Genomic DNA, 19,806 nt, shown 5'->3' with positions numbered 1-19,806 from the left:
TTTGCTAACGTCGCCGCCCTTCGCCATGAAATGAGAGGCCGGACACCATGACCTCTCATCGCCTCTCTTCCGGCGGTCTCGTCGACCGTTCGGCGCCGCTGAATTTCAGTTTCGACGGCAAGAGCTACTCCGGCTTCAAAGGCGACACGCTTGCCTCGGCACTGGTTGCCAACGGCGTCAAGCTGGTCGGCCGCTCGTTCAAGTATCACCGGCCGCGCGGCATCCTGACAGCGGGGTCGGAAGAGCCCAACGCGTTGGTCGAACTGCGCAGCGGCGCGCGGCGCGAGCCGAACACCAAGGCGACGACGGCCGAACTCTATGAAGGTCTTGAGGCCGCCAGCCAGAACCGCTGGCCGTCGCTCAATTTCGACGTCATGTCGGTCAACCAGCTGTTCGCGCCGATCTTCGTCGCCGGCTTCTACTACAAGACCTTCATGTGGCCGGCGAAGTTCTGGGAAGCGATCTACGAGCCGGCAATCCGACGCGCCGCCGGCCTTGGCCGCGCGGCGGGCATCGCCGATCCCGACCACTACGACAAGGCGTGGGCGCATTGCGATGTGCTGATCGCCGGCTCGGGCCCGACCGGCCTCGCGGCCGCATTGGCCGCAGGCCGCACGGGTGCGCGCGTCATCCTGTGCGAGGAGGATTTTACCCCCGGCGGCCGCCTGCTTGCCGATGGCGGCACGATCGACGGCATGCCGGCGGCCGAATGGCTTTCACGGACGCTGGCTGAACTTGGATCCCTGCCCGACGTGCGCATAATGACGCGCACGACGCTGTTCGGCGTCTATGACGGCGGCACCTATGGCGCGATCGAGCGCGTCAACGACCACGTGCCCTCGCCGCCCGAGCATCAGGTGCGGCAGCGTCTGTGGCGGATCGTGGCCAAGCGCTGCGTCGTCGCCGCAGGCGCGCTCGAACGGCCGATCGTCTTTGCCGGCAACGACGCGCCAGGCGTGATGATGGCGTCCGCCATGCGCAGCTATATCACACGTTACGCGGCGGCCCCGGCCAAGCGCATGGCGCTGTTCACCAACAACGAGGATGGCTGGCGCACGGTCGAGACCGCACTCGGTGCCGGCTTGCAAGTGGCGGCCGTGATCGACGCGCGCGCGGAGATTTCGCCGGCGCATCGTTCGCTTGCCAGCAAGGGCGGCTTTCCCGTTCTGCATGGCTCGGTTAGAGGCATCGATGGCGGCAAGAGTGGCGTGCGCAAGATTTCGGTCTCGCTCCCCGGCGGCGCGCGTGCCGAAGTGGAAGCCGACGGGCTTGCCGTTTCCGGCGGATGGAACCCGACCGTGGGGCTCACCTCCTACCATCGCGGCCGGCCGAAATGGCGCGACGACATCGCCGCCTTCGTGCCTGACGGCGCACCGCCCGGCATGGTCGCAGCGGGCGCCGCAAACGGTGCCTTCGGACTTGGCGCCTGCCTGCGCGAAGGTTTTGCGGCGGGCGTGACGGCGGCACGCGATGCCGGACGTGGCAATGGTTCAGGCTCCACGCCGGTGGCCGATGACGAGGCCTTTTCGCTGACGCCGCTGTGGCATGTCGCCGGCAAGGGCAAGGCCTTTGTCGACCAGCAGCATGACGTCACCGCATCCGACATCGAGTTGGCGCAGCGTGAGGGTTTTGAATCGGTCGAGCACCTGAAGCGCTACACCACGCTTGGCATGGCGACCGACCAGGGCAAGACCTCGAATGTCGCCGGCCTCGCCATCATGGCGGCGGTCACGGGCAGATCCATTCCCGAGACGGGCACCACGATCTACCGGCCGCCTTACGTGCCGGTGGCCATCGGCGCCTTCGCCGGCCATCACCGCGACGAGACTTTTCACGCGACACGGCTGACGCCGTCGCATCACTGGGCCGCCGAGCAGGGTGCGATCTTCGTCGACACCGGTTTATGGAAACGGGCACAGTGGTATCCGCGCGCCGGCGAGAAGGACTGGCTGGAATCGGTGACCCGCGAGGTCAAGGCGGTGCGCGGCGGCGTCGGCTTCTGCGATGTCTCGACGCTGGGCAAGATCGACGTGCATGGCGCGGACGCCGGCGCCTTCCTCGACCGCGTCTACATCAACACCTTCTCCAATCTTGCCGTCGGCAAGGCGCGCTATGGGCTGATGCTGCGCGAGGACGGCATCGTCTATGATGACGGCACGACGTCGCGGCTGGCCGAGGACCACTATTTCCTGACCACCACGACGGCCAAGGCCGGGCTGGTGATGCAGCATCTCGAGTTCTGCCGGCAGGTGCTGTTTCCGGAACTCGATGTCCAGCTTACTTCGGTCTCCGACCAGTGGGCGCAGTTCTCCATTGCCGGACCCAAGACCCGCGATCTGTTGAAAGAGATCGTCGATCCTTCGGAAGACCTCTCCAACGAAGGTTTCCCTTTCATGGGCGCGCGCGAAGTCGCGTTGCGCGGCGGCGTCAAGGCGCGGCTGTTCCGCATCTCCTTCTCCGGCGAAATGGCGTTCGAGATTTCGGTGCCGGCACGCTACGGCGAGGCGATGGCCCGCAATCTGATGATTGCGGGCCATCCGTTCGGTGTGACGCCTTACGGCACCGAGGCGCTCGGCGTCATGCGCATCGAAAAGGGCCATGTCGCCGGACCGGAGCTCTCCGGCACGACAACCGCGGCCGATCTTGGCCTCGGCAAGATGATGTCGACCAAAAAGGATTTCATTGGCCGCGTCATGGCCGGACGCGAGGCGCTGATTGCAGCGGACCGGCAGGTGGTCGTTGGCATCAAGCCGACCGACAAGGCGCGACGGCTACGCTCCGGCGCGCACATCATTCCGAAGGGGCAGACGCCCGGGCCTGATAACGACCAGGGCTATGTCACCTCGATCTGCTTCTCGCCGACATCAGACCACTGGATCGGGCTTGCCCTTGTCGAGCGCGGCCGTGAGCGTATCGGCGAGATCGTGCATGCGCACGATCCGTTGCGCGGCGAAGACTATGACGTCGAGATTTGCAATCCCGTCTTCTACGATCCGGATGGAGGGCGCCAGCGTGGCTGAGTTTTCCTGGGAGACCCGCAGCCCGCTTGATCGCGCACTCGTTGCCGGGCCTCATGGTGCGAGCGGCGATGCCGGCGTGTCGCTGACCGAGATCCGCAATCTCGACCTCGTCCAGGTAATGGCGCGGCGTGGCAAGGCGGCTGAGATGGCCGAGGCGGCCAAGGCTCGCTTTGGCGTTGCTGCTCCGGAAACGCCGAACGCGCTCGGCGCGGCGGATGCCACGTTGATCTGGTCGGGGCCGGATCAGTTCCTTGCCCTGTCGACAGGCGGCAAGCATTCGATCGAGGCCCTTGAGCCCGGCTTTACCGGCTCGGCCTCGCTTTCCGACCAGTCGCATGCGCGGGTGTTGATCAGCATCTCCGGCGCCAAGGCGCGGACCATGCTGGCCAAGCTGTCGTCGATCGACCTGCACCCCGATGTTTTTGGCGTAGGCGCGGCGGCAGCCACGTCGATGGACCACACCAGCGTCACACTGTGGCGCGGCGCGGATCGCGACGGACAGGCGGTGTTCAATCTGCTGGTGTTCGCGACCTTTGCCGAGAGCCTGTGGCACACCATTCTGGACTCGGCCGCGGAGTATGGCGTCGAGATCGGGCATTCCGAGGAATTGGCGTAGCGGCGACGCCCCCTTCCTTCCCCCCTTGTGGGGGAAGGTGGATCGGCGCGATAGCGCCGAGACGGATGAGGGGTGTTCCAGCGGAGTGAGACGTTTGCGTTCCCTGGAACACCCCTCATCCGACCTCGCTTCGCGAGGCCACCTTCTCCCACAAGGGGAGAAGGGAAGATCAGGCGGCGCCTTGCCAAAAGCGACCACCCTGCTATTCTCTCAGCGAAAATAATTTTACACACAGGCAAACTAGTTTCTCGAACCACAAGCTGAGATGAGCCAGTCGCCCTACCCCGCTGTCACTGCCGGACCGCCAAGGCCAAGTCTCATCCTGAGGCCCGGCCAGATCGCGCTGCCGGCGGGGATGGAACGCTACACGATCCAGGGCAATGGCGCGGTGCTGATCGAGGTCGAGGCGGGCGATACGGTCACGGTGCGCAACGTCGAGGGTGGTCAGGCCTGCGAGTTGCTGGCCTGGGATAAGTCGGGCGTCACCGACCCCGGCATTCTCGGCGAGAAATCCAACAGCAATGCCGCCGGCATCAAGGCGTTGCTCGCAGAGGGCGATGACAGCATCGCATCGCTGCGCCGCGGCCTTGAGCGCCGGCAGGTACAACTCGATCAGCCCAGAGCGGTGCGCGTGTTCGGCGGCGCCACGCCGGCCGGCACCGAGCAGAGCTTTTCGGTCCAGCGCGACGGCGCGCTGCTGATCGCGGCGCCTGGCGGGCCTATGCTGGTCGACGGCCACAACACGGCGACGACGCTGACCGTGATCGTGCGCCGCGCCACCATCCGGCTGAAGACGAGAGGGCAGCTTGCCGATCCGCTCGCCGATCCGGTGCTCGATCTCAGGGTGCATTCGGCAACCGCCGAATCCTATTTCGTCAAGGCCGGCGACTATCTGCAGATCATCGATGTCGACGGCCGCCAGTGCACCGACTTCCAATGCTTCTCGGCGCGCAAGCTCGACAAGGGCCTCGACCATCCGCTCGACGTCACGACGACGCGCACGCTGATGGGCGCGAGCTATCCGATGCCCGGCCTGCATTCGAAATATTACGACCAGGACATGGAGCCGCTGGTCGAGGTGGTGCAGGACATGTGCGGCCGGCACGACGCCTTCGCGCTCGCCTGTGCGGCGAAGTATTACGACGACATCGGCTATCCCGGCCACACCAACTGCTCGGAGAATTTCAACCGCGCGCTCACCGGCAAGGGCGTCAATCCCCGCGCCGGCTGGATGGCGATCAACTTCTTCTTCAACACGGCGATTGACGCCCATGGCGTCATGGTGTCGGACGAGCCATGGTCGCGCGCCGGCGACTATGTCCTTCTCAGGGCGCTGACCGACATCGTCTGCGTTTCCTCAGCCTGTCCCGACGACACGACACCGGCCAATGGCTGGGACCTGACCGACATCCACGTGCGGACCTATTCCGGCCAGCACAAATTCTCGCGAGCGATCGCCAGACGCATGACGCCCGATTCGGAACCGAAAATGACCCGCGAGACAGCCTTTCACCAGAGCTTTGCCAAGCACACGCGCGACTTCGTCGAGTACAGGGGCTATTGGCTGGCCAATTCCTTCGCCAAAGAAGGGGCCATCGCCGAATACTGGGCCTGCCGGCAGGACGCGGTAATCATGGACCTGTCGCCGCTGCGCAAATTCGAGGTCACGGGCCCGGATGCCGAAGCGCTGCTGCAATACACGCTGACGCGCGACGTCAAGAAACTCGGCGTCGGCCAGGTCGTCTACTCCGCCATGTGCTACGAGCATGGCGGCATGATCGACGACGGCACGCTGCTCAGGCTCGGCAAGGACAATTTCCGCTGGGTCGGCGGCGACGACCTGTCCGGCGAATGGCTGCGCGAGACGGTGACAAAGCTCGGCCTCAACGTGCTGGTGCGCTCGTCCACCGACCAGATGCACAACATCGCTGTGCAAGGGCCAAAGAGCCGCGACATCCTGAAACAGGTGATCTGGACCTCGCCGCTGCAGCCCTCGATCGAGGAACTCGAATGGTTCCGCTTCGCCGTCGCCAGGATCGGTGGCGGCAATGGCATTCCCATCGTCGTCTCGCGCACCGGCTATACCGGCGAACTCGGCTACGAGGTCTGGTGCCATCCGCGCGACGCCGAAAAGGTGTTCGACGCCATCTGGGAAGCCGGCCAGCCGCACGGTCTGAAGCCGATGGGCCTGCAGGCACTCGACATGGTGCGCATCGAGGCCGGGCTGATCTTCGCCGGTTACGAATTTTCCGACCAGACCGATCCGTTCGAGGCCGGTATCGGCTTTACCGTGCCGCTGAAGAGCAAGACCGACGATTTCATCGGCCGCGAGGCGCTGATCCGGCGCAAGGACCATGCGCAGACCAAGCTGGTCGGCCTCGAGATCGACGCCAATGTCGCCGTCGGCCATGGCGACTGCGTCCATGTCGGCCGCGCCCAGATCGGCGTCGTCACCTCGGGCATGCGCTCGCCGGTGCTGAACAAGAACCTCGCGCTGGCGCGTCTCGACGTCACTCATGCCGCCATCGGCACGGAGGTCGAGATCGGCAAACTCGACGGCCATGCCAAGCGGCTGCCGGCCCGGGTCGTCGCCTTTGCCCACTACGATCCGCAAAAGACCAAACCACGCTCCTGACCTGCCCTTTTTGGGTTCGCAAAGCGCCCGCCGGCCACCCCGCCGGACGCTTTGTCATCAGCGCGCGCAAGCGTGATGTGCACGGTTTCACAAATCGCTTGACGTGACGGCGCGCCGGATCAATCTTCACTCTTAAGAAAAAAATACGACTGAGTGGAAACACTGCGGCCGGAACGGTCATTAGCCGGGGAGCAAGCTTCGCGTAGCCGAGGCATCGCTGGCGGGGAACATCGAAAAAGGGGAACTCATCGACATGAGCACGATAAGTACGGTCCTGGACCAGCCTGCCGAAAGCAAGCTGCTCAGGCATATCGACTGGCGCGGCGCCTTCTGGGTGGCGAGCGGCGTTCCGGCGCTGGTCCTGTTCTCGATCGGCGGCATTGCCGGCACGACGGGAAAGCTGGCCTTCCTGATCTGGACGGTGTCCATGATCATGGGCTTCCTGCAGTCCTTCACCTATGCCGAGATCGCCGGCCTGTTTCCGAACAAGTCCGGCGGCGCCTCGATCTACGGCGCCACGGCGTGGCTGCGCTATTCCAAGTTCATCGCGCCGCTGTCGGTGTGGTGCAACTGGTTCGCCTGGTCGCCGGTGCTGTCGCTCGGCTGCTCGATCGCCGCCGCCTATATCCTCAACGCGCTGGCGCCGGTGCCGATCTTCACCGACACCTCGCCCGAGGTGGTGGCCTACATCGCCGCGCATGCCGGAACGGTTCCCGCAGACGCCATCACCGCGGTGACCGCCGCCGCGACGCCGGCCATCCGTAACTGGACGCTGTGGAGCCACACGCTGGGCCCGGTCTCGTTCACGCTCAACGCCACTTTTTTCATCGGCGCGGTGCTGATGCTGATCATTTTCTCGATCCAGCATCGCGGCATCCTGGGCACCGCCAGCGTGCAGAAATATATCGGCCTGCTGGTCATCATCCCGATGCTGATTGTCGGCGTCGTGCCGATCTTCACCGGTCAGATCGACTGGGCGAACTTCTCGCCGCTGGTGCCGCTGGCGGCTGCCTACGCACCCGAGCCCGGCTCCTGGAACATCGCCGGCTGGACGTTGGCGCTCGGCGGCATGTTCATCGCCGCCTGGTCGACCTATGGGTTTGAGACGGCCGTCTGCTACACGTCGGAGTTCAAGAACCCCGGCACCGATACGTTCAAGGCCATCTTCTATTCCGGCCTGCTCTGCATGCTTTTGTTCATCCTGGTGCCCTTCACCTTCCAGGGCGTGCTGGGCCTGAACGGCATGCTGGCAACGCCGATCGTCGACGGCTCAGGCGTGGCCGACGCGCTGGCCGGCATGGTCGGCGGCGGCAAGATTATCCACAGCCTGCTTGTCATGCTGATGATCCTGGCGCTGGTGCTGTGCATCATGACGGCGATGGCCGGCTCCTCGCGCACGCTCTACCAGGGCTCGGTCGACGGCTGGCTGCCGCGCTATCTCAGCCACGTCAACGAACACGGCGCGCCGACGCGGGCCATGTGGACTGACCTCTGCTTCAACCTGGCGGTTCTGGCGATCGCCTCGGCCGACGCGACGAGCTTCTTCTTCATCCTCGCCGTGTCGAACTGCGGCTACATCATCTTCAACTTCCTCAACCTCAATGCCGGCTGGATCCACCGCATCGACAACGGCCATATCGTACGGCCGTGGAAGGCGCCTAGCTGGCTCTTGGGGATCGGGGCGATCTTCGCCTATGTCAACGCCATCTTCATGGGCGCAGGCGCCAAGGTGTGGAACCCGATGGCCCTGTGGGCCGGCCTGATCACCGCGGCGCTGATCATCCCGGTGTTCTGCTTCCGCCACTACATCCAGGACAAGGGCAAATTCCCGGACCACATGCTGGCCGACCTCGGCATGGCGGGAGCCGACCTCTCGGTCAAGAAGGCGGGCATGCTGCCCTATCTGACGCTGGTCGCCGGCGTGGCGGTCATGCTCATCGCCAATTGGGTATTCGTCATCTGATGATCTGACCGCGGCCCAAGCCACTGCATCAAGGAAAACCGGCCGGTCGCAAATCGACCGGCCGGTTTTTTTCTTATTCCGCCGCCAAAGCCAATTGCGGCCGTTCGATGCCTTCGATCTCTCCTGGCTCAGGGGCCTGCTCGTCGGTCTTCACCTTCTTCGGCTCGCGGCCGAAGAAGAGCGCATAGCCCGCCGGCAGCACCAGGATGGTGAGCACGGTCGCGACCAGAATGCCGCCCATCATGGCATAGGCGAGCGGCCCCCAGAACACGGCGCGCGAGATCGGGATCAGTGCCAGCACCGCGGTCATCGCCGTCAGTACGATCGGCCTGAAGCGGCGCACCGCCGAGCCGATGATCGCTTCGGAACGGTCCATGCCCCTGGCGATGTCCTGGTCGATCTGGTCGACCAGGATGATCGAGTTGCGCATGATGATGCCGAGCAGCGCGATAACGCCGAGGATGGCGACGAAGCCGAATGGCGCGCCGCTGATCAGCAGAGCGGCGGCAGCACCGATGATGCCGAGCGGGCCCGTCGCCAGCACCAGCATCGCCTTGCCGAAGTTCTGCAGCTGGATCATCAGCAGCACGACGATGACGGCCAGCATGATCGGCGCCTTGGCGGCAATCGAAGCCTGGCTTTCAGCCGAATCCTCGGCCCCGCCCTGAATCTCGATCTTGTAACCGGGCGCCAGGCCGTCGCGCAGACCCTGCATGTCCTTGTACATCTTGGTGACGACGTCGTTGGACTGCACGCCGTCGGGCAATGTGGCGCGCACCGAGATGGTCGGCAGGCGGTCGCGGCGCCACTCTATGCCTTGCTCCAGCACAGGCATGACCTTGGCGACCTGCGACAGCGGAACGAAGCCGCCGAAATCGGTCGGGATATAGACCGAGTCGACCGAGGACAGCAGGCTGCGGCTGGCATCCGGCTCGCGGGCGACGATGGACACCGTCTCCTCGCCGTCACGGAAATCGTCGAGCGGCGCGCCGGACATCGCGGCCTGCAGCATCTGGCGGATGCGCTGCGAGGTGACGCCGAGCGCACGGGCGCGATCCTGATCGATGACCAGCTTCATCGCCGGCACCGGCTCCAGCCAGTCGTCATGGACGGCGCCAAGCAGCGGATCCTCGCGGAACTTCGCCTTCACCTGGTCGGCGATGCGGCGCACCTCCTGACGATCCGGACCCATGACGCGCATCTGCACGGGCCAGCCGGTCGGCGGTCCGAGGAACAGGCGGTCGACCTTGGCACGGATCGACGGGAAATCCTGCGCCAGAACCGTGCGCAGCTTGACGATCAGCCGCTCGCGGGCCGGCTCGTCATTGGCCATGACAAGCATCTGGGCGAAATTCGGGTTGCGCAGTTGCTGGTCGAGCGGCAGGAAGAAGCGCGGGGCGCCCTCGCCGATATAGGTGGCGATGAAACGCTTGTCCTTGTCGTCCATCATCTTGGCTTCCAGGGCCTTGGCCTGCGTCTCGACTTCCTTGATCGAGGTGCCTTCCGGCAGCCAGAGGTCGACGAGGATTTCGGGCCGCGACGATTGCGGGAAGAAGTTCTGCGGAATGAACTGGAAGGCCCACAAGCTGGTGCCGAAAGTCACCAGCGTCATCACCAGCACGATGATGCGGTGACGCACCGCCCAGCCGACGGTCGAGCGAAGCCGGCGATAGAAACGCGTGTCGAAGGCGTCGTGGTGGGTGCCGGCATGCTTGCGCTGCTTGAGGATCATATGCCCCAGCCACGGCGTGAAATAGACCGCCACGAACCACGACACGATCAGCGCGATGCCGACGACATAGAACAGGGTGCGCACATATTCGCCAGCCGTCGAGGCGGCGAAGCCGACCGGGATGAAGCCGGCGGTGGTGATCAGCGTGCCGGTCAGCATCGGGAAGGCGGTCGAGGAATAGGCAAAGCTCGCCGCCTCGATCTTGACCAACCCCTCCTCGAGCTTCCGCTCCATCATCTCGACGACGATCATGGCGTCGTCGACGAGCAAGCCGAGCGCGATGATCAGCGCGCCCAGCGAAATGCGCTGCAGGTCGATGCCGATTTCATACATGATGGCGAATGTGGCGGCGAGCACCAGCGGTATGGCGATGGCGATCACCAGGCCCGAGCGCCAGCCGATCGACAGGAACGAGACGACGAGCACGATCAGCAGCGCCTCGCCGAGCGCATGCATGAATTCGGCGACCGCGTCCGTGACGACGCCCGGCTGGTCGGAAATCTGGTCGACCGAAACGCCATAGGGCAGCGCTTCCTCGAAGTGCTTGTAGGTCGCCTCGACATCCTTGCCGACATCGGTGACTTTAAAACCCTTGGCCATGACGACGCCAAGCTGCACGCTGTCGTGACCATTGAAGCGGTATTTGCGCTGGAAGGGATCTTCCAGCCCCGAAGTGACGGTGGCGATGTCGCCCAGTCGGGTCACCTGGCCGCCGGCGCGCAGGCGCAATTCCCTGATGTCGGCGGCCTTGGCGACGTCGCCTTCGACGGAGATGCGCACCGAATTGACGCCGGTATCGACGGAGCCGGCTGGATCGACGTTGTTCTGGCCCTTGATCGCGTTCTGCAGGTCGGTCAGCGTCAGGCCGCGTTCGGCCAGCGCCTTGGACGAGACGTCGATATAGAGTTTTTCCGGCTGGTCGCCGATGATGACGGCCTTTTCGACGCCTGATGTCGTCAACAGCATGTCGCGCGCCTGGATGGCGAACTTCTTCAGCTCCGGATAGGAGAAGCCGTCGCCGCTGATCGAATGCAGCGTGATGAAGGTGTCGCCGAACTCGTCGTTGAAATAGGGGCCGAGCAGGCCCTGCGGCAGGTCGCCCTGGATATCGCCGACCTTCTTGCGCACCTGATAGAAGGCATCCGTCACTTCAGCGGCGTTGGTGTCGCCCTTGATCTGGACGGTGATGATGGCGCTGCCGGCGCGGGTGAAGGAGCGCACGAAGTCGAGATGCGGCGTCTCCTGCAATTTGCGCTCGATCTTGTTGACGACCTGGTCTTCCATCTCCTGGATCGAGGAGCCCGGCCAGATCGCCTGCACGACCATGACGCGGAAGGTGAAATCGGGATCCTCCTTCTGGCCCATGCGCATCAGGCCGAGCGCGCCGGCGATGATGATCAGCCCGAACAGGAAGCGCGCAATGGAGGGATGGCCAATTGCCCAACGAGAGAGATTGAAGGGCCGCTTTTCTTCAGTGGAGGTCGTCATCGGTGCTGGTCCACTTTGCTTGGTTGCCGGCGCCCTTGTGCTTCGAGGAAGGTGCTTCGAAGAAGCGCGGCGCGCGAAACGAAATCATCTGCGTTCGATACTGGTTTCCGGGCGGCGTCGCTCTTCGAGCGGAGAGACACTCATCGCGGTGGGACGCGAGGATCGATGCGGGGGTACATCGGCCTTGACGTCTCGACCTTCGGGCACGCCGCCCGGAAACCTGCGGCCGCGGGAACGCGCGGCCGATCTGTCTGTCGTCAGCGCAGCTTGCTGGCGTCCTCGCCTTCGGCCGAGGCGGACTGCTGTGTGACGCCGCCGGCGAGTTTCACCTTCAGGTCCTCGGTCATGAACTGCGTACCGGCGGCGACCACGATATCGCCCGGTTTCAATCCCTCCGCCACGCGCACGCCGTCGGCGGCGAACTCGGCGACCTTGACTGGACGGGCATGAACCGTGTCGGCGCCGCGATCGACCGTCCAGACGATCGACTGGCTGTCTTTCTCGGCGAGCGCGCTCAGCGGGATAGAGACGAGCTGCTTTTCGTTGGCTGCCGACGCCTCGATATTGGCGGTCATGCCGAGCAGCACGCGCGGGTCGTTGGGCAGGCTGACGCGGACGGCAAAGGTGCGCGACTGCGGATCGGCGCTGCCGGCGACCTCGCGGACCTTGCCGTCGAGCGCCAGAGCGGCATCGGACCAGAAGCCCGCCTTGACGTCCTTGCCCGGCTTGAACTGCGCGATCTCCATTTCCGGAACCGCGATCAGCACTTCCTTTTCGCCATCGACCGCGACGGTGATCACCGGCGTGCCCGAGCCAACCACCTGGCCGACATCGGCGTTGACCGCCGTGACGATGCCGTCCCTGTCGGCCTTGAGGTCGGTATAGCCGACCTGGTTCCTGGCCTGGGCAAGCGTCGAGCGGGCGGAGTCGCGCGTGGCGACGGCCTGGTCAAAGGTCAGCGTCGCCTGTTCGAGCTGCGATTTCGGCGCGAAGTTCTTGGCGAAAAGCTGCTCGGCGCGCTTGCGGGCGAGTTCGACGGTCTCGACCTGACGTTCTGAGGCATCCAGCGCGGCCTGCGCGCTCTTGACCGACAGGTCATAGTCTGAGGGATCGATGCGGGCGAGCACATCGCCAGGCGCCACGTGCTGGCCGATGTCGACGAGACGCTCGGTGATCTTGCCGTTGACCCGGAACCCCAGTGTGCTCTCGGTGCGGGCGCGCACCGATCCGGAATAGGACAGCGTGCGGGTGTCATGCGCCTTCGCGATCTCGACGACCTTGACCGGGCGGATGATGTCCTTCACCTCCGCCTTTTCCTGCGAGCAGCCGGCAAGCCCAAGCGATGCGATGATCAGGCCGGCGGCTGGCAGCTTGCGAAGGATGGAACTGGGCAAAAACATCTTGATACTCCCGACTGGAGGCGGACTGTCGACACCGGCACCGGCTGGCGGCGGCTATTTCAAGGCTCTGATGGCGTAATCGATGAGCTCGTCGGGCATCGCCCGATTGGTCTTGGCGAGGCACTGCGCCACCATCTGCGGATGGCACAGGATGACGGTGGCGGCACCGAAACAGCGCGATGCGGTCACCGGGTCCTGTTTCCTGAACTCGCCGGCCTCGATGCCCTCGCGGATTACCTCGGCGAAGAGATCGTGGATGCTGTCGACATGCTTGTCGATGACGCCCCAGTCGCGCTCGAGGGCGACGATGACCATCTCGTGGACCTTCTGGTCGTCGAGCATGACCTCCATCGTCATCTTGTACTGCGCATGCACGTAACGCCGCAGCCGCTCCTCGGCGCTGATCGGCAGGTGCATGATCTCGTAGGCCATCTTGTAGCTGGCGCCGAGCATCCGGCCACAGACGGCCTGGTGGATTTCGACCTTGGAGGCAAAGAAACGATAGATGTTGGCCGGCGACATGCCGAGTTCGCGGGCAATGTCGGCGACATTGGTCTTGCCGTAGCCATAGTGCCGGAACAGGCGCTCGGCGCAATCGAGAATGCGCGTCACATTTTCCTGGCGGGCGACGTCGGCGACGATGTTGGCGGCTTCGGACATAGCTCTCTGTCAAATAACGAGTGACGAATTTCGATTTTCATCACTCGTAAATCGAAAGGGGCACTCTGTCAACACGGATTCGACGTACGCGTACGATAGGTGACAAATGGTGACATCCCATAGACGTCACAAGACGCCCCCAGGATGCGGGCCTCTGAAAATAATTCTCTCGAAAAGGCCCACGGAGGGCTTCAGGCGACCTTGGCCATTTCCCGCAGCCGGAATTTCTGGATCTTGCCGGTCGAGGTCTTCGGTATTTCGGCGAAGATCACCGCCTTTGGCACCTTGAAGCGGGCGAGCAACACCCGGCAGTGCTCTATCATCTCGGCCTCGCTCGCCTCCTTGCCCGGCTTCAGCTCGACATAGGCGACAGGCACCTCGCCCCACTTGTCGTCATGGCGTGCGACGACGCCGCAGGAGGCGACGGCGGGATGCTTGTAGAGCGCGTCCTCGACCTCGATCGAGGAAATGTTCTCGCCACCGGAGATGATGATGTCCTTGGAGCGGTCCTTGAGCTGGATGTAGCCGTCTGGGTGCATGACCCCGAGATCGCCCGAGTGGAACCAGCCGCCGGCGAAAGCCTCGTCCGTTGCCTTGCGGTTCTTCAGGTAACCCTTCATGACGATGTTGCCGCGGAACATGACCTCGCCGATGGTTTCGCCGTCGGCGGGCGTTTCGGCCATGGTTTCGGGATCCATCACCGTCAGGCCTTCGAGCGCGGCATAGCGCACGCCCTGCCGTGCCTTCTTGCCCGCCCTCGCCCCTTTGTCGAGTGCGTCCCAGCCATTATGCCATTCGTTGACGACAGCCGGACCGTAGGTCTCGGTCAACCCGTAGAGATGGGTGACGGCGAAGCCGGCATCGGCCATGCCCGACAGCACGGCTTCGGGCGGCGGCGCGGCAGCCGTGTTGAAGGTGACCGTCTGCGCAAACGCGCGCTTGTCCTCATCCCTGGCGTTGATCAGCACCGACATGACGACCGGCGCCCCGCACAGATGCGTGACGCCATGGTCGGCAATGGCGTCGTAGATCGGCTTCGGCCGCACCCAGCGCAGGCAGACATGCGTGCCGGCCTGGACGGCCAGCGTCCAGGGAAAACACCAGCCATTGCAGTGGAACATCGGCAAGGTCCAGAGATAGACGGCGTGCTTCGCCATGCCGGCATGGATGGTGTTGGTGTAGGCCATCAGGGCAGCACCACGGTGGTGATAGACGACGCCCTTGGGATTGCCTGTCGTGCCCGACGTGTAGTTGAGCGAGATGGCATCCCATTCGTCGTCGGGCATCGACCAGGCGAACTCCTCGTCGCCATTGGCGACAAAGGCCTCGTAGTCCACCGTGCCGACCCGCTCGCCTTTCGGGTGGGGCGCATCAGCGGCGTAATCGGGATCGTCGTAGTCGATGACCAGCGGCTTGACCTTGGCCAGACCGAGCGCTTCTCGCACGACCCCGGAAAACTCGCGGTCGACGATCAGCACCTTGGTCTCGGCGTGGTCGAGCTGGAAGGCGATGACCGCGGCATCGAGGCGCGTGTTGAGCGAATGCAGCACGGCCTTGGTCATTGGCACGCCGAAATGCGCCTCCAGCATCGGCGGCGTGTTCGACAGCATGACCGTCACCGTATCGCCCTTGCCGATGCCGTGCCTGTGCAGCGCCGAGGCGAGCTTCAGGGAGCGGCGCCAGAAGGCGCGGTAGCTGATGCGCTGCCTGCCGTGAATGATGGCAATATGGTCGGGATAGGTTTTAGCCGCGCGCTCCAGATAGGTGAGCGGCGTCAACGGCTGGTGGTTGGCGGCGTTCCTGTCGAGATCCTGTTCGTAGGGATTGGCCATCCCATCCTCCCCAAAGTCTTTTCGAGCTTTCTAACCCCAGGTTCGTCGTCACGCTATCCCCCTGGATGGCTGAAAATGCTATGCTGCGGCGACTTGCTGGAATGGTGATCTCCATCGAGCCGCGGCGGCAGAAGATCGCTTCCTGTCGATCCAAATTTGACTTTTGTCGAGAGCCGTGACTATTGTCAGCCAAGGAGGTGGCATGGCGATCCGACCGGCAGAACAGCTCATTCACAAGGCGGCCTGGCTTTACTATGCCCATGGGCTTCGGCAGGACGAAGTGGCCAATCAGCTCAACATTTCGCGCGCCTCCGTCGCCATGTATCTGCGCAAGGCGCGCGAGACTGGCATCGTCAACATCTCGACCTCGACGCAGCTCTTCACCGACGACGTCATGGCGCGCAGGCTGGAAGACGCCCTGAAGCTCGACGCCGTCTGGATCGCGCCTGAAAACGCCTATCTCGCCGACCCGTCGACCGATATCGCGGTGCTGGCGGCAAGCGTGTTCCTGGAACTCGTCAGGAAAGGCGACCGCATCGGCGTTGCCTGGGGCCGCACCGTCTACACCATCGCCGACATCATGTCCTATGCCGACCTGCAGGACGTCACCGTGGTGCAGCTCTGCGGCAATCTCGGCGCGCCCTACTCCTACCGGCCCGACCAGTGCACGATGGAAATCGCGCGCCGGCTCAACGCCAAGGGCCTCAACTTCTACGCACCCCTGGTGCTGTCGACCGAGGCACTGGCGCAAGGCCTGCGCGCCGAGCCGGTGATCCGCGACCAGCTTGCTGGGATCAGCGACTGCGATCTTGCGCTCTACTCCATCGGCGCGGTCGATGCCGACAGCCATCTGGTGAAGTGTGGCGCGCTGACGGCAGCCGAGATGGCGGCACTGCGCAAGGAAGGTGCGGCCGGTGTCATCGCCGGGCAGATCATCGATGCCGGTGGCGAGTTGCTCGACTGCAGCTACAACCGGCGGGTCATCTCGGCGGGGCTTGCTTCGCTGCGCGTCATCGGGAAACGGCTCATGGTCGTGCAGGAGGACAGCAAGTTCGAGCCGCTGCTCGCGGCCATCGCCGGCGGCCTCTGCACGCATCTGGTTGTCGGCGCGCATATGGCGCAGCGGCTGCTCGATCATGCCGGAACGTCAGCAGAAAAGGCATCCTGAAAATAAACCCTTTGCCGACGCATTGTCATCAAGGCGTCGCGGCATTCCTGTTTCACCACCTAAAGACAGCAACTGGACGAAGCGAACATGAAGAACCTGTGGAACGACGACGCGGCCGAAAAACTCGTTGCCGACTATGCGAAGAAGGGCGTCGGCCGCGATCTCGCCTTGCGTGTCTACACGACGCGGCTTCTAGGCGGCGTGCCACAGCTGGTCCTGCATGGCGGCGGCAACACCTCCTGCAAGATCAAGGCGACCGACCTCGTCGGCGACGAGTGGGACGTGCTGTGCGTCAAGGGCAGCGGCTGGGACATGGCCGTCATCGAGCCGCAGGGCCTGCCCGCCGTCAAGATGGGCGCGCTGCTCAAGGCGCGCAAGCTGGACAGGCTTTCCGACGAGGACATGGTCGCGCTGCAGCGGGCAAACCTGATCGACCCCGCCTCGCCCAACCCCTCGGTCGAGACGCTGCTGCATGCCTTCCTGCCGCACAAGTTCGTCGATCACACCCACTCGACCGCCATCCTGGCCATTGTCGACCAGGAAGACAGCAAGCCGCTGGTGGCAAAGGTGTTCGGAGCAAAAATGGGCTACGTGCCCTACATCATGCCGGGCTTCGATCTCGCCAAAGCGGCGGCCGATGTCTTCGACGCCGACCCAACGGTAGAAGGCCTGATCCTCGACAAGCACGGCATCTTCACCTTCGGCGACGATGCCAGGCAGGCCTACGACCGGATGATCCACTATGTGAACGTCGCCGAAGACTATGTGGCCAAGCATGCCAAGCCCAAGGTGGCAAAGGCAGCATTGCCGGCAAGGCTGGCGACGCCGGCTTCCATCGCGCCCATGCTGCGCGGCGCGGTCGCGGCGCCACGCGGCGAAGGCCGCTTCGACCGCATGATCAGCGACTTCCGCACCTCCGACGCGATCGTCGACTTCATCAATTCGGCTGACATTGCCGACTATGCCGGGCGTGGCGTGTCGACGCCGGATCTGTCGATCCGCATCAAGACCGGACCGATGGCCGTGCCGGCGCCCGATGCCGACAAGGCCGACGACTACAAGGCCGTCATCAAGAGCCATGTCGACGCCTTCGTCAGCGATTACCGCGCCTATTTCGAGACCAATGACGCGCTCGACGACGTCAAGCGCACCATGCTCGATCCCATGCCGCGACTGACGCTGGTGCCGGGGCTCGGCATGTTCGGTCATGGCCGCACGCTGAAGGATGCCAGGATCGCATCGGACGTCGGCGAGATGTGGATCGAGGCCGTGCGCGGCGCCGAGGCGGTCGGGCGTTTCCACCCGTTGTCCAAGGCGGACCTGTTCCCGCTCGAATACTGGTCGCTGGAACAGGCCAAGCTCGCCTCCAACAAGCCGAAGCCGTTGACCGGACAGGTGGTGCTGATCACCGGCGGCGCCGGCGCGATTGGTGCGGCGACCGCCAAGCTGTTCGCCGACAATGGCGCTCATGCCGTCGTCGTCGATCTCGACGCCGAAAAGGCCACCAATGCCGCCAAAAAAGCCGGCAACAATTCGATCGGTGTTGGCGCCGACATCACCGACCCGGCCCAGATGCGTGCCGCCTTCGACAAGGCGGTCGCCGTCTTCGGCGGCGTCGACATATTGGTGTCCAATGCGGGTGCCGCTTGGGAAGGCCGCATCGGCGAGCTTGACGATGCGCTGCTGCGCAAGAGCTTCGAGCTCAATTTCTTCGCCCACCAGTCGGCGGCGCAGAACGCCGTGCGCATCATGCTGGAACAGGGCACCGGCGGCGCGCTGTTGTTCAACACCTCCAAGCAGGCGGTCAATCCGGGCCCGAAATTCGGCGCTTATGGCGTGCCGAAAGCGGCGACGCTGTTCCTGTCCAGGCAATACGCGCTCGACTACGGCGCCCATGGCATCCGTTCTAATGCCGTCAATGCCGACCGCATCCGCTCCGGCCTTTTGACCGACGCCATGATCGCCAGCCGCTCGGGCGCGCGCGGCGTGTCCGAGAAGGAATACATGTCCGGCAATCTGCTCGGCCAGGAGGTGACGGCGCAGGACGTGGCCCAAGCCTTCCTGCACCACGCTCTGGCCGACCGCACGACCGCCGATGTGACGACGGTCGACGGCGGCAATATCGCCGCGGCGCTGCGCTAGGCATCTCCCGACAGGCAACAAAAAGGGCGGCTCACGGGCCGCCCTTTTCCGTCCTGTACTGGCGAGCCTTACTTCGCGTTCGGGTTCGGCATCCAGGCGGGCATGGCGACGTCGGCATGGGCGAACTGTGGCAGCTTGGCCGACAGGTCTTCCATGTTCTTGATGTCCTTGTCGATCAGCTCCTTCTGCGTGATCAGCGTCGGCGGCACGATGACGTTGTGGCCGGGATCTTCGCCGGCGAGCAGTTGCGCCAGCGCGCGCACCGAGACCTGGCCGACGACGGCCGGGTTGGTCGCCGCGGTCGCGGCCCAGGCACTGTCGGGCTCACGCATCGCAGCGATGTCGGACGTCGAAATGTCGGCCGAATAGATCTTGATCTTCTTGTTCAGGCCCGCTTCGTCGACGGCGATCTTCACGCCCTTGGCGAATTCGTCATAGGGGGCGAACATCACGTTGATGTCGGGGTGCGCCGACAGCACCGAGCGCGCCTGGTTGGCGACGGAGTTGGCGATCGGGTTGTCGAGCGTGCCGAACATGGCGGCCTCCTTGATGCCGGCATATTTCTTCTTCACGTCGACCCAGGTTTCGTTACGGCGGTCGAGCGGCGCAATGCCGGCGACATAGACATAGCCGGCATTCCAGCTTTCGCCATTGTCCTTGACCGCCTGCTCGAGCGCCAGCCGCGCCAGGTCCTTGTCCGACTGTTCGACTTGCGGGATCTTGGGGTTTTCGACATTGACGTCGAAAGCCACCACCTTGATGCCGGCGTCGACGGCACGCTGGGCGGCGTCCTTCATCGATTCCGTCAGGCCGTGCTGGATGATGATGCCCTGCACGCCGAGCGCGATGGCCTGATCAACCATGTCGGACTGAAGCGCGGCGTCCTGGCGGCTGTCGAGCACGCGAAGGTCGATGCCAAGCGCCTTCGACTGCGCCTCGACGCCCGAGAGATAGGCCTGGAAGAAGTCGCCGGTCGAGAGATAACGCACCAGCGCGATCTTGACGCCGGGCTTGTCGAACGGCGCCGGCTTGTCCGCGGCAAATGCCCCCTGCATCAGCATGGTTGCGCCGGCCAGCCCGAGCGCCACTTTCCCCAGAACTCTTCTTGTGATGTTCACCTTGTTTTCCTCCACTTCTGTTGAACCCAAAA

Annotated in this window: 11 protein-coding genes; 6 read left to right on the top strand and 5 right to left on the bottom strand. The window is 64.2% G+C overall.

Annotated elements, in window-relative coordinates:
- The first annotated feature begins 47 nt into the window (after positions 1 to 47).
- The 4 genes from EN824_RS17570 to EN824_RS17555 all read left to right on the top strand — a co-directional run bounded on the left by EN824_RS17570 (position 48) and on the right by EN824_RS17555 (position 8,234).
- Positions 48 to 3,020 (top strand): sarcosine oxidase subunit alpha, encoded by a 2,973-nt coding sequence (locus EN824_RS17570; protein ID WP_127870643.1) that lies wholly within the window; start codon positions 48 to 50, stop codon positions 3,018 to 3,020.
- Complete coding sequence (locus tag EN824_RS17565; RefSeq protein WP_127277898.1) at positions 3,013 to 3,636, top strand: sarcosine oxidase subunit gamma family protein; 624 nt, start codon at positions 3,013 to 3,015, stop codon at positions 3,634 to 3,636. Before EN824_RS17570 ends, EN824_RS17565 begins: the two co-directional genes overlap by 8 nt.
- A 265-nt stretch (positions 3,637 to 3,901) precedes the next feature.
- Complete coding sequence (locus tag EN824_RS17560) at positions 3,902 to 6,271, top strand: aminomethyltransferase family protein (RefSeq protein ID WP_127870642.1); 2,370 nt, start codon at positions 3,902 to 3,904, stop codon at positions 6,269 to 6,271.
- A gap of 253 nt (positions 6,272 to 6,524) precedes the next feature.
- Complete coding sequence (locus tag EN824_RS17555; RefSeq protein ID WP_127277896.1) at positions 6,525 to 8,234, top strand: APC family permease; 1,710 nt, start codon at positions 6,525 to 6,527, stop codon at positions 8,232 to 8,234.
- A 73-nt stretch (positions 8,235 to 8,307) separates the two neighbouring features.
- Here the strand turns inward: EN824_RS17555 and EN824_RS17550 are convergent, their stop codons facing one another.
- From EN824_RS17550 to EN824_RS17535, 4 genes are all read right to left on the bottom strand, one after another.
- Positions 8,308 to 11,454 carry an efflux RND transporter permease subunit gene (locus EN824_RS17550; protein WP_127870641.1) on the bottom strand — a complete coding sequence of 1,049 codons (3,147 nt, stop codon included), beginning with the start codon at positions 11,452 to 11,454 and terminating at the stop codon, positions 8,308 to 8,310.
- Positions 11,455 to 11,711: 257 nt separating this feature from the next.
- Positions 11,712 to 12,854 (bottom strand): efflux RND transporter periplasmic adaptor subunit, encoded by a 1,143-nt coding sequence (locus EN824_RS17545; protein WP_127870640.1) that lies wholly within the window; start codon positions 12,852 to 12,854, stop codon positions 11,712 to 11,714.
- A 54-nt stretch (positions 12,855 to 12,908) separates the two neighbouring features.
- A complete protein-coding gene (locus tag EN824_RS17540; RefSeq protein ID WP_127277604.1) occupies positions 12,909 to 13,514 on the bottom strand; it encodes a TetR family transcriptional regulator in 606 nt (201 codons plus the stop codon).
- A gap of 191 nt (positions 13,515 to 13,705) precedes the next feature.
- Positions 13,706 to 15,346 carry an acyl-CoA synthetase gene (locus EN824_RS17535; RefSeq protein ID WP_127870639.1) on the bottom strand — a complete coding sequence of 547 codons (1,641 nt, stop codon included), beginning with the start codon at positions 15,344 to 15,346 and terminating at the stop codon, positions 13,706 to 13,708.
- 202 nt (positions 15,347 to 15,548) lie between these two features.
- Between EN824_RS17535 and EN824_RS17530 the strand changes: the two genes are divergently transcribed.
- Entirely contained in the window at positions 15,549 to 16,514 is a 966-nt protein-coding gene (locus tag EN824_RS17530) for a sugar-binding transcriptional regulator (protein WP_127870638.1), read from the top strand.
- Positions 16,515 to 16,601: 87 nt separating this feature from the next.
- Positions 16,602 to 18,656 (top strand): bifunctional aldolase/short-chain dehydrogenase, encoded by a 2,055-nt coding sequence (locus EN824_RS17525; protein WP_127870637.1) that lies wholly within the window; start codon positions 16,602 to 16,604, stop codon positions 18,654 to 18,656.
- Positions 18,657 to 18,724: 68 nt separating this feature from the next.
- Here EN824_RS17525 and EN824_RS17520 read toward each other — a convergent pair whose 3' ends face one another.
- On the bottom strand, positions 18,725 to 19,774 hold the full coding sequence (locus EN824_RS17520; RefSeq protein WP_127277596.1) for a substrate-binding domain-containing protein: 1,050 nt from the start codon (positions 19,772 to 19,774) through the stop codon (positions 18,725 to 18,727).
- Positions 19,775 to 19,806 lie beyond the last annotated feature (32 nt).

Source organism: Mesorhizobium sp. M8A.F.Ca.ET.181.01.1.1, assembly GCF_004792025.1.
GTDB lineage: Bacteria > Pseudomonadota > Alphaproteobacteria > Rhizobiales > Rhizobiaceae > Mesorhizobium.
This window is presented reverse-complemented; position numbering and strand designations above follow the sequence as displayed.

Coding starts and splice junctions, on each gene's coding strand:
- EN824_RS17550 (WP_127870641.1), bottom strand. CDS start 11,454: ATGACGACCTCCACTGAAGAAAAGCGGCCCTTCAATCTCTCTCGTTGG.
- EN824_RS17530 (WP_127870638.1), top strand. CDS start 15,549: ATGGCGATCCGACCGGCAGAACAGCTCATTCACAAGGCGGCCTGGCTT.
- EN824_RS17535 (WP_127870639.1), bottom strand. CDS start 15,346: ATGGCCAATCCCTACGAACAGGATCTCGACAGGAACGCCGCCAACCAC.
- EN824_RS17540 (WP_127277604.1), bottom strand. CDS start 13,514: ATGTCCGAAGCCGCCAACATCGTCGCCGACGTCGCCCGCCAGGAAAAT.
- EN824_RS17545 (WP_127870640.1), bottom strand. CDS start 12,854: ATGTTTTTGCCCAGTTCCATCCTTCGCAAGCTGCCAGCCGCCGGCCTG.
- EN824_RS17525 (WP_127870637.1), top strand. CDS start 16,602: ATGAAGAACCTGTGGAACGACGACGCGGCCGAAAAACTCGTTGCCGAC.
- EN824_RS17560 (WP_127870642.1), top strand. CDS start 3,902: ATGAGCCAGTCGCCCTACCCCGCTGTCACTGCCGGACCGCCAAGGCCA.
- EN824_RS17570 (WP_127870643.1), top strand. CDS start 48: ATGACCTCTCATCGCCTCTCTTCCGGCGGTCTCGTCGACCGTTCGGCG.
- EN824_RS17555 (WP_127277896.1), top strand. CDS start 6,525: ATGAGCACGATAAGTACGGTCCTGGACCAGCCTGCCGAAAGCAAGCTG.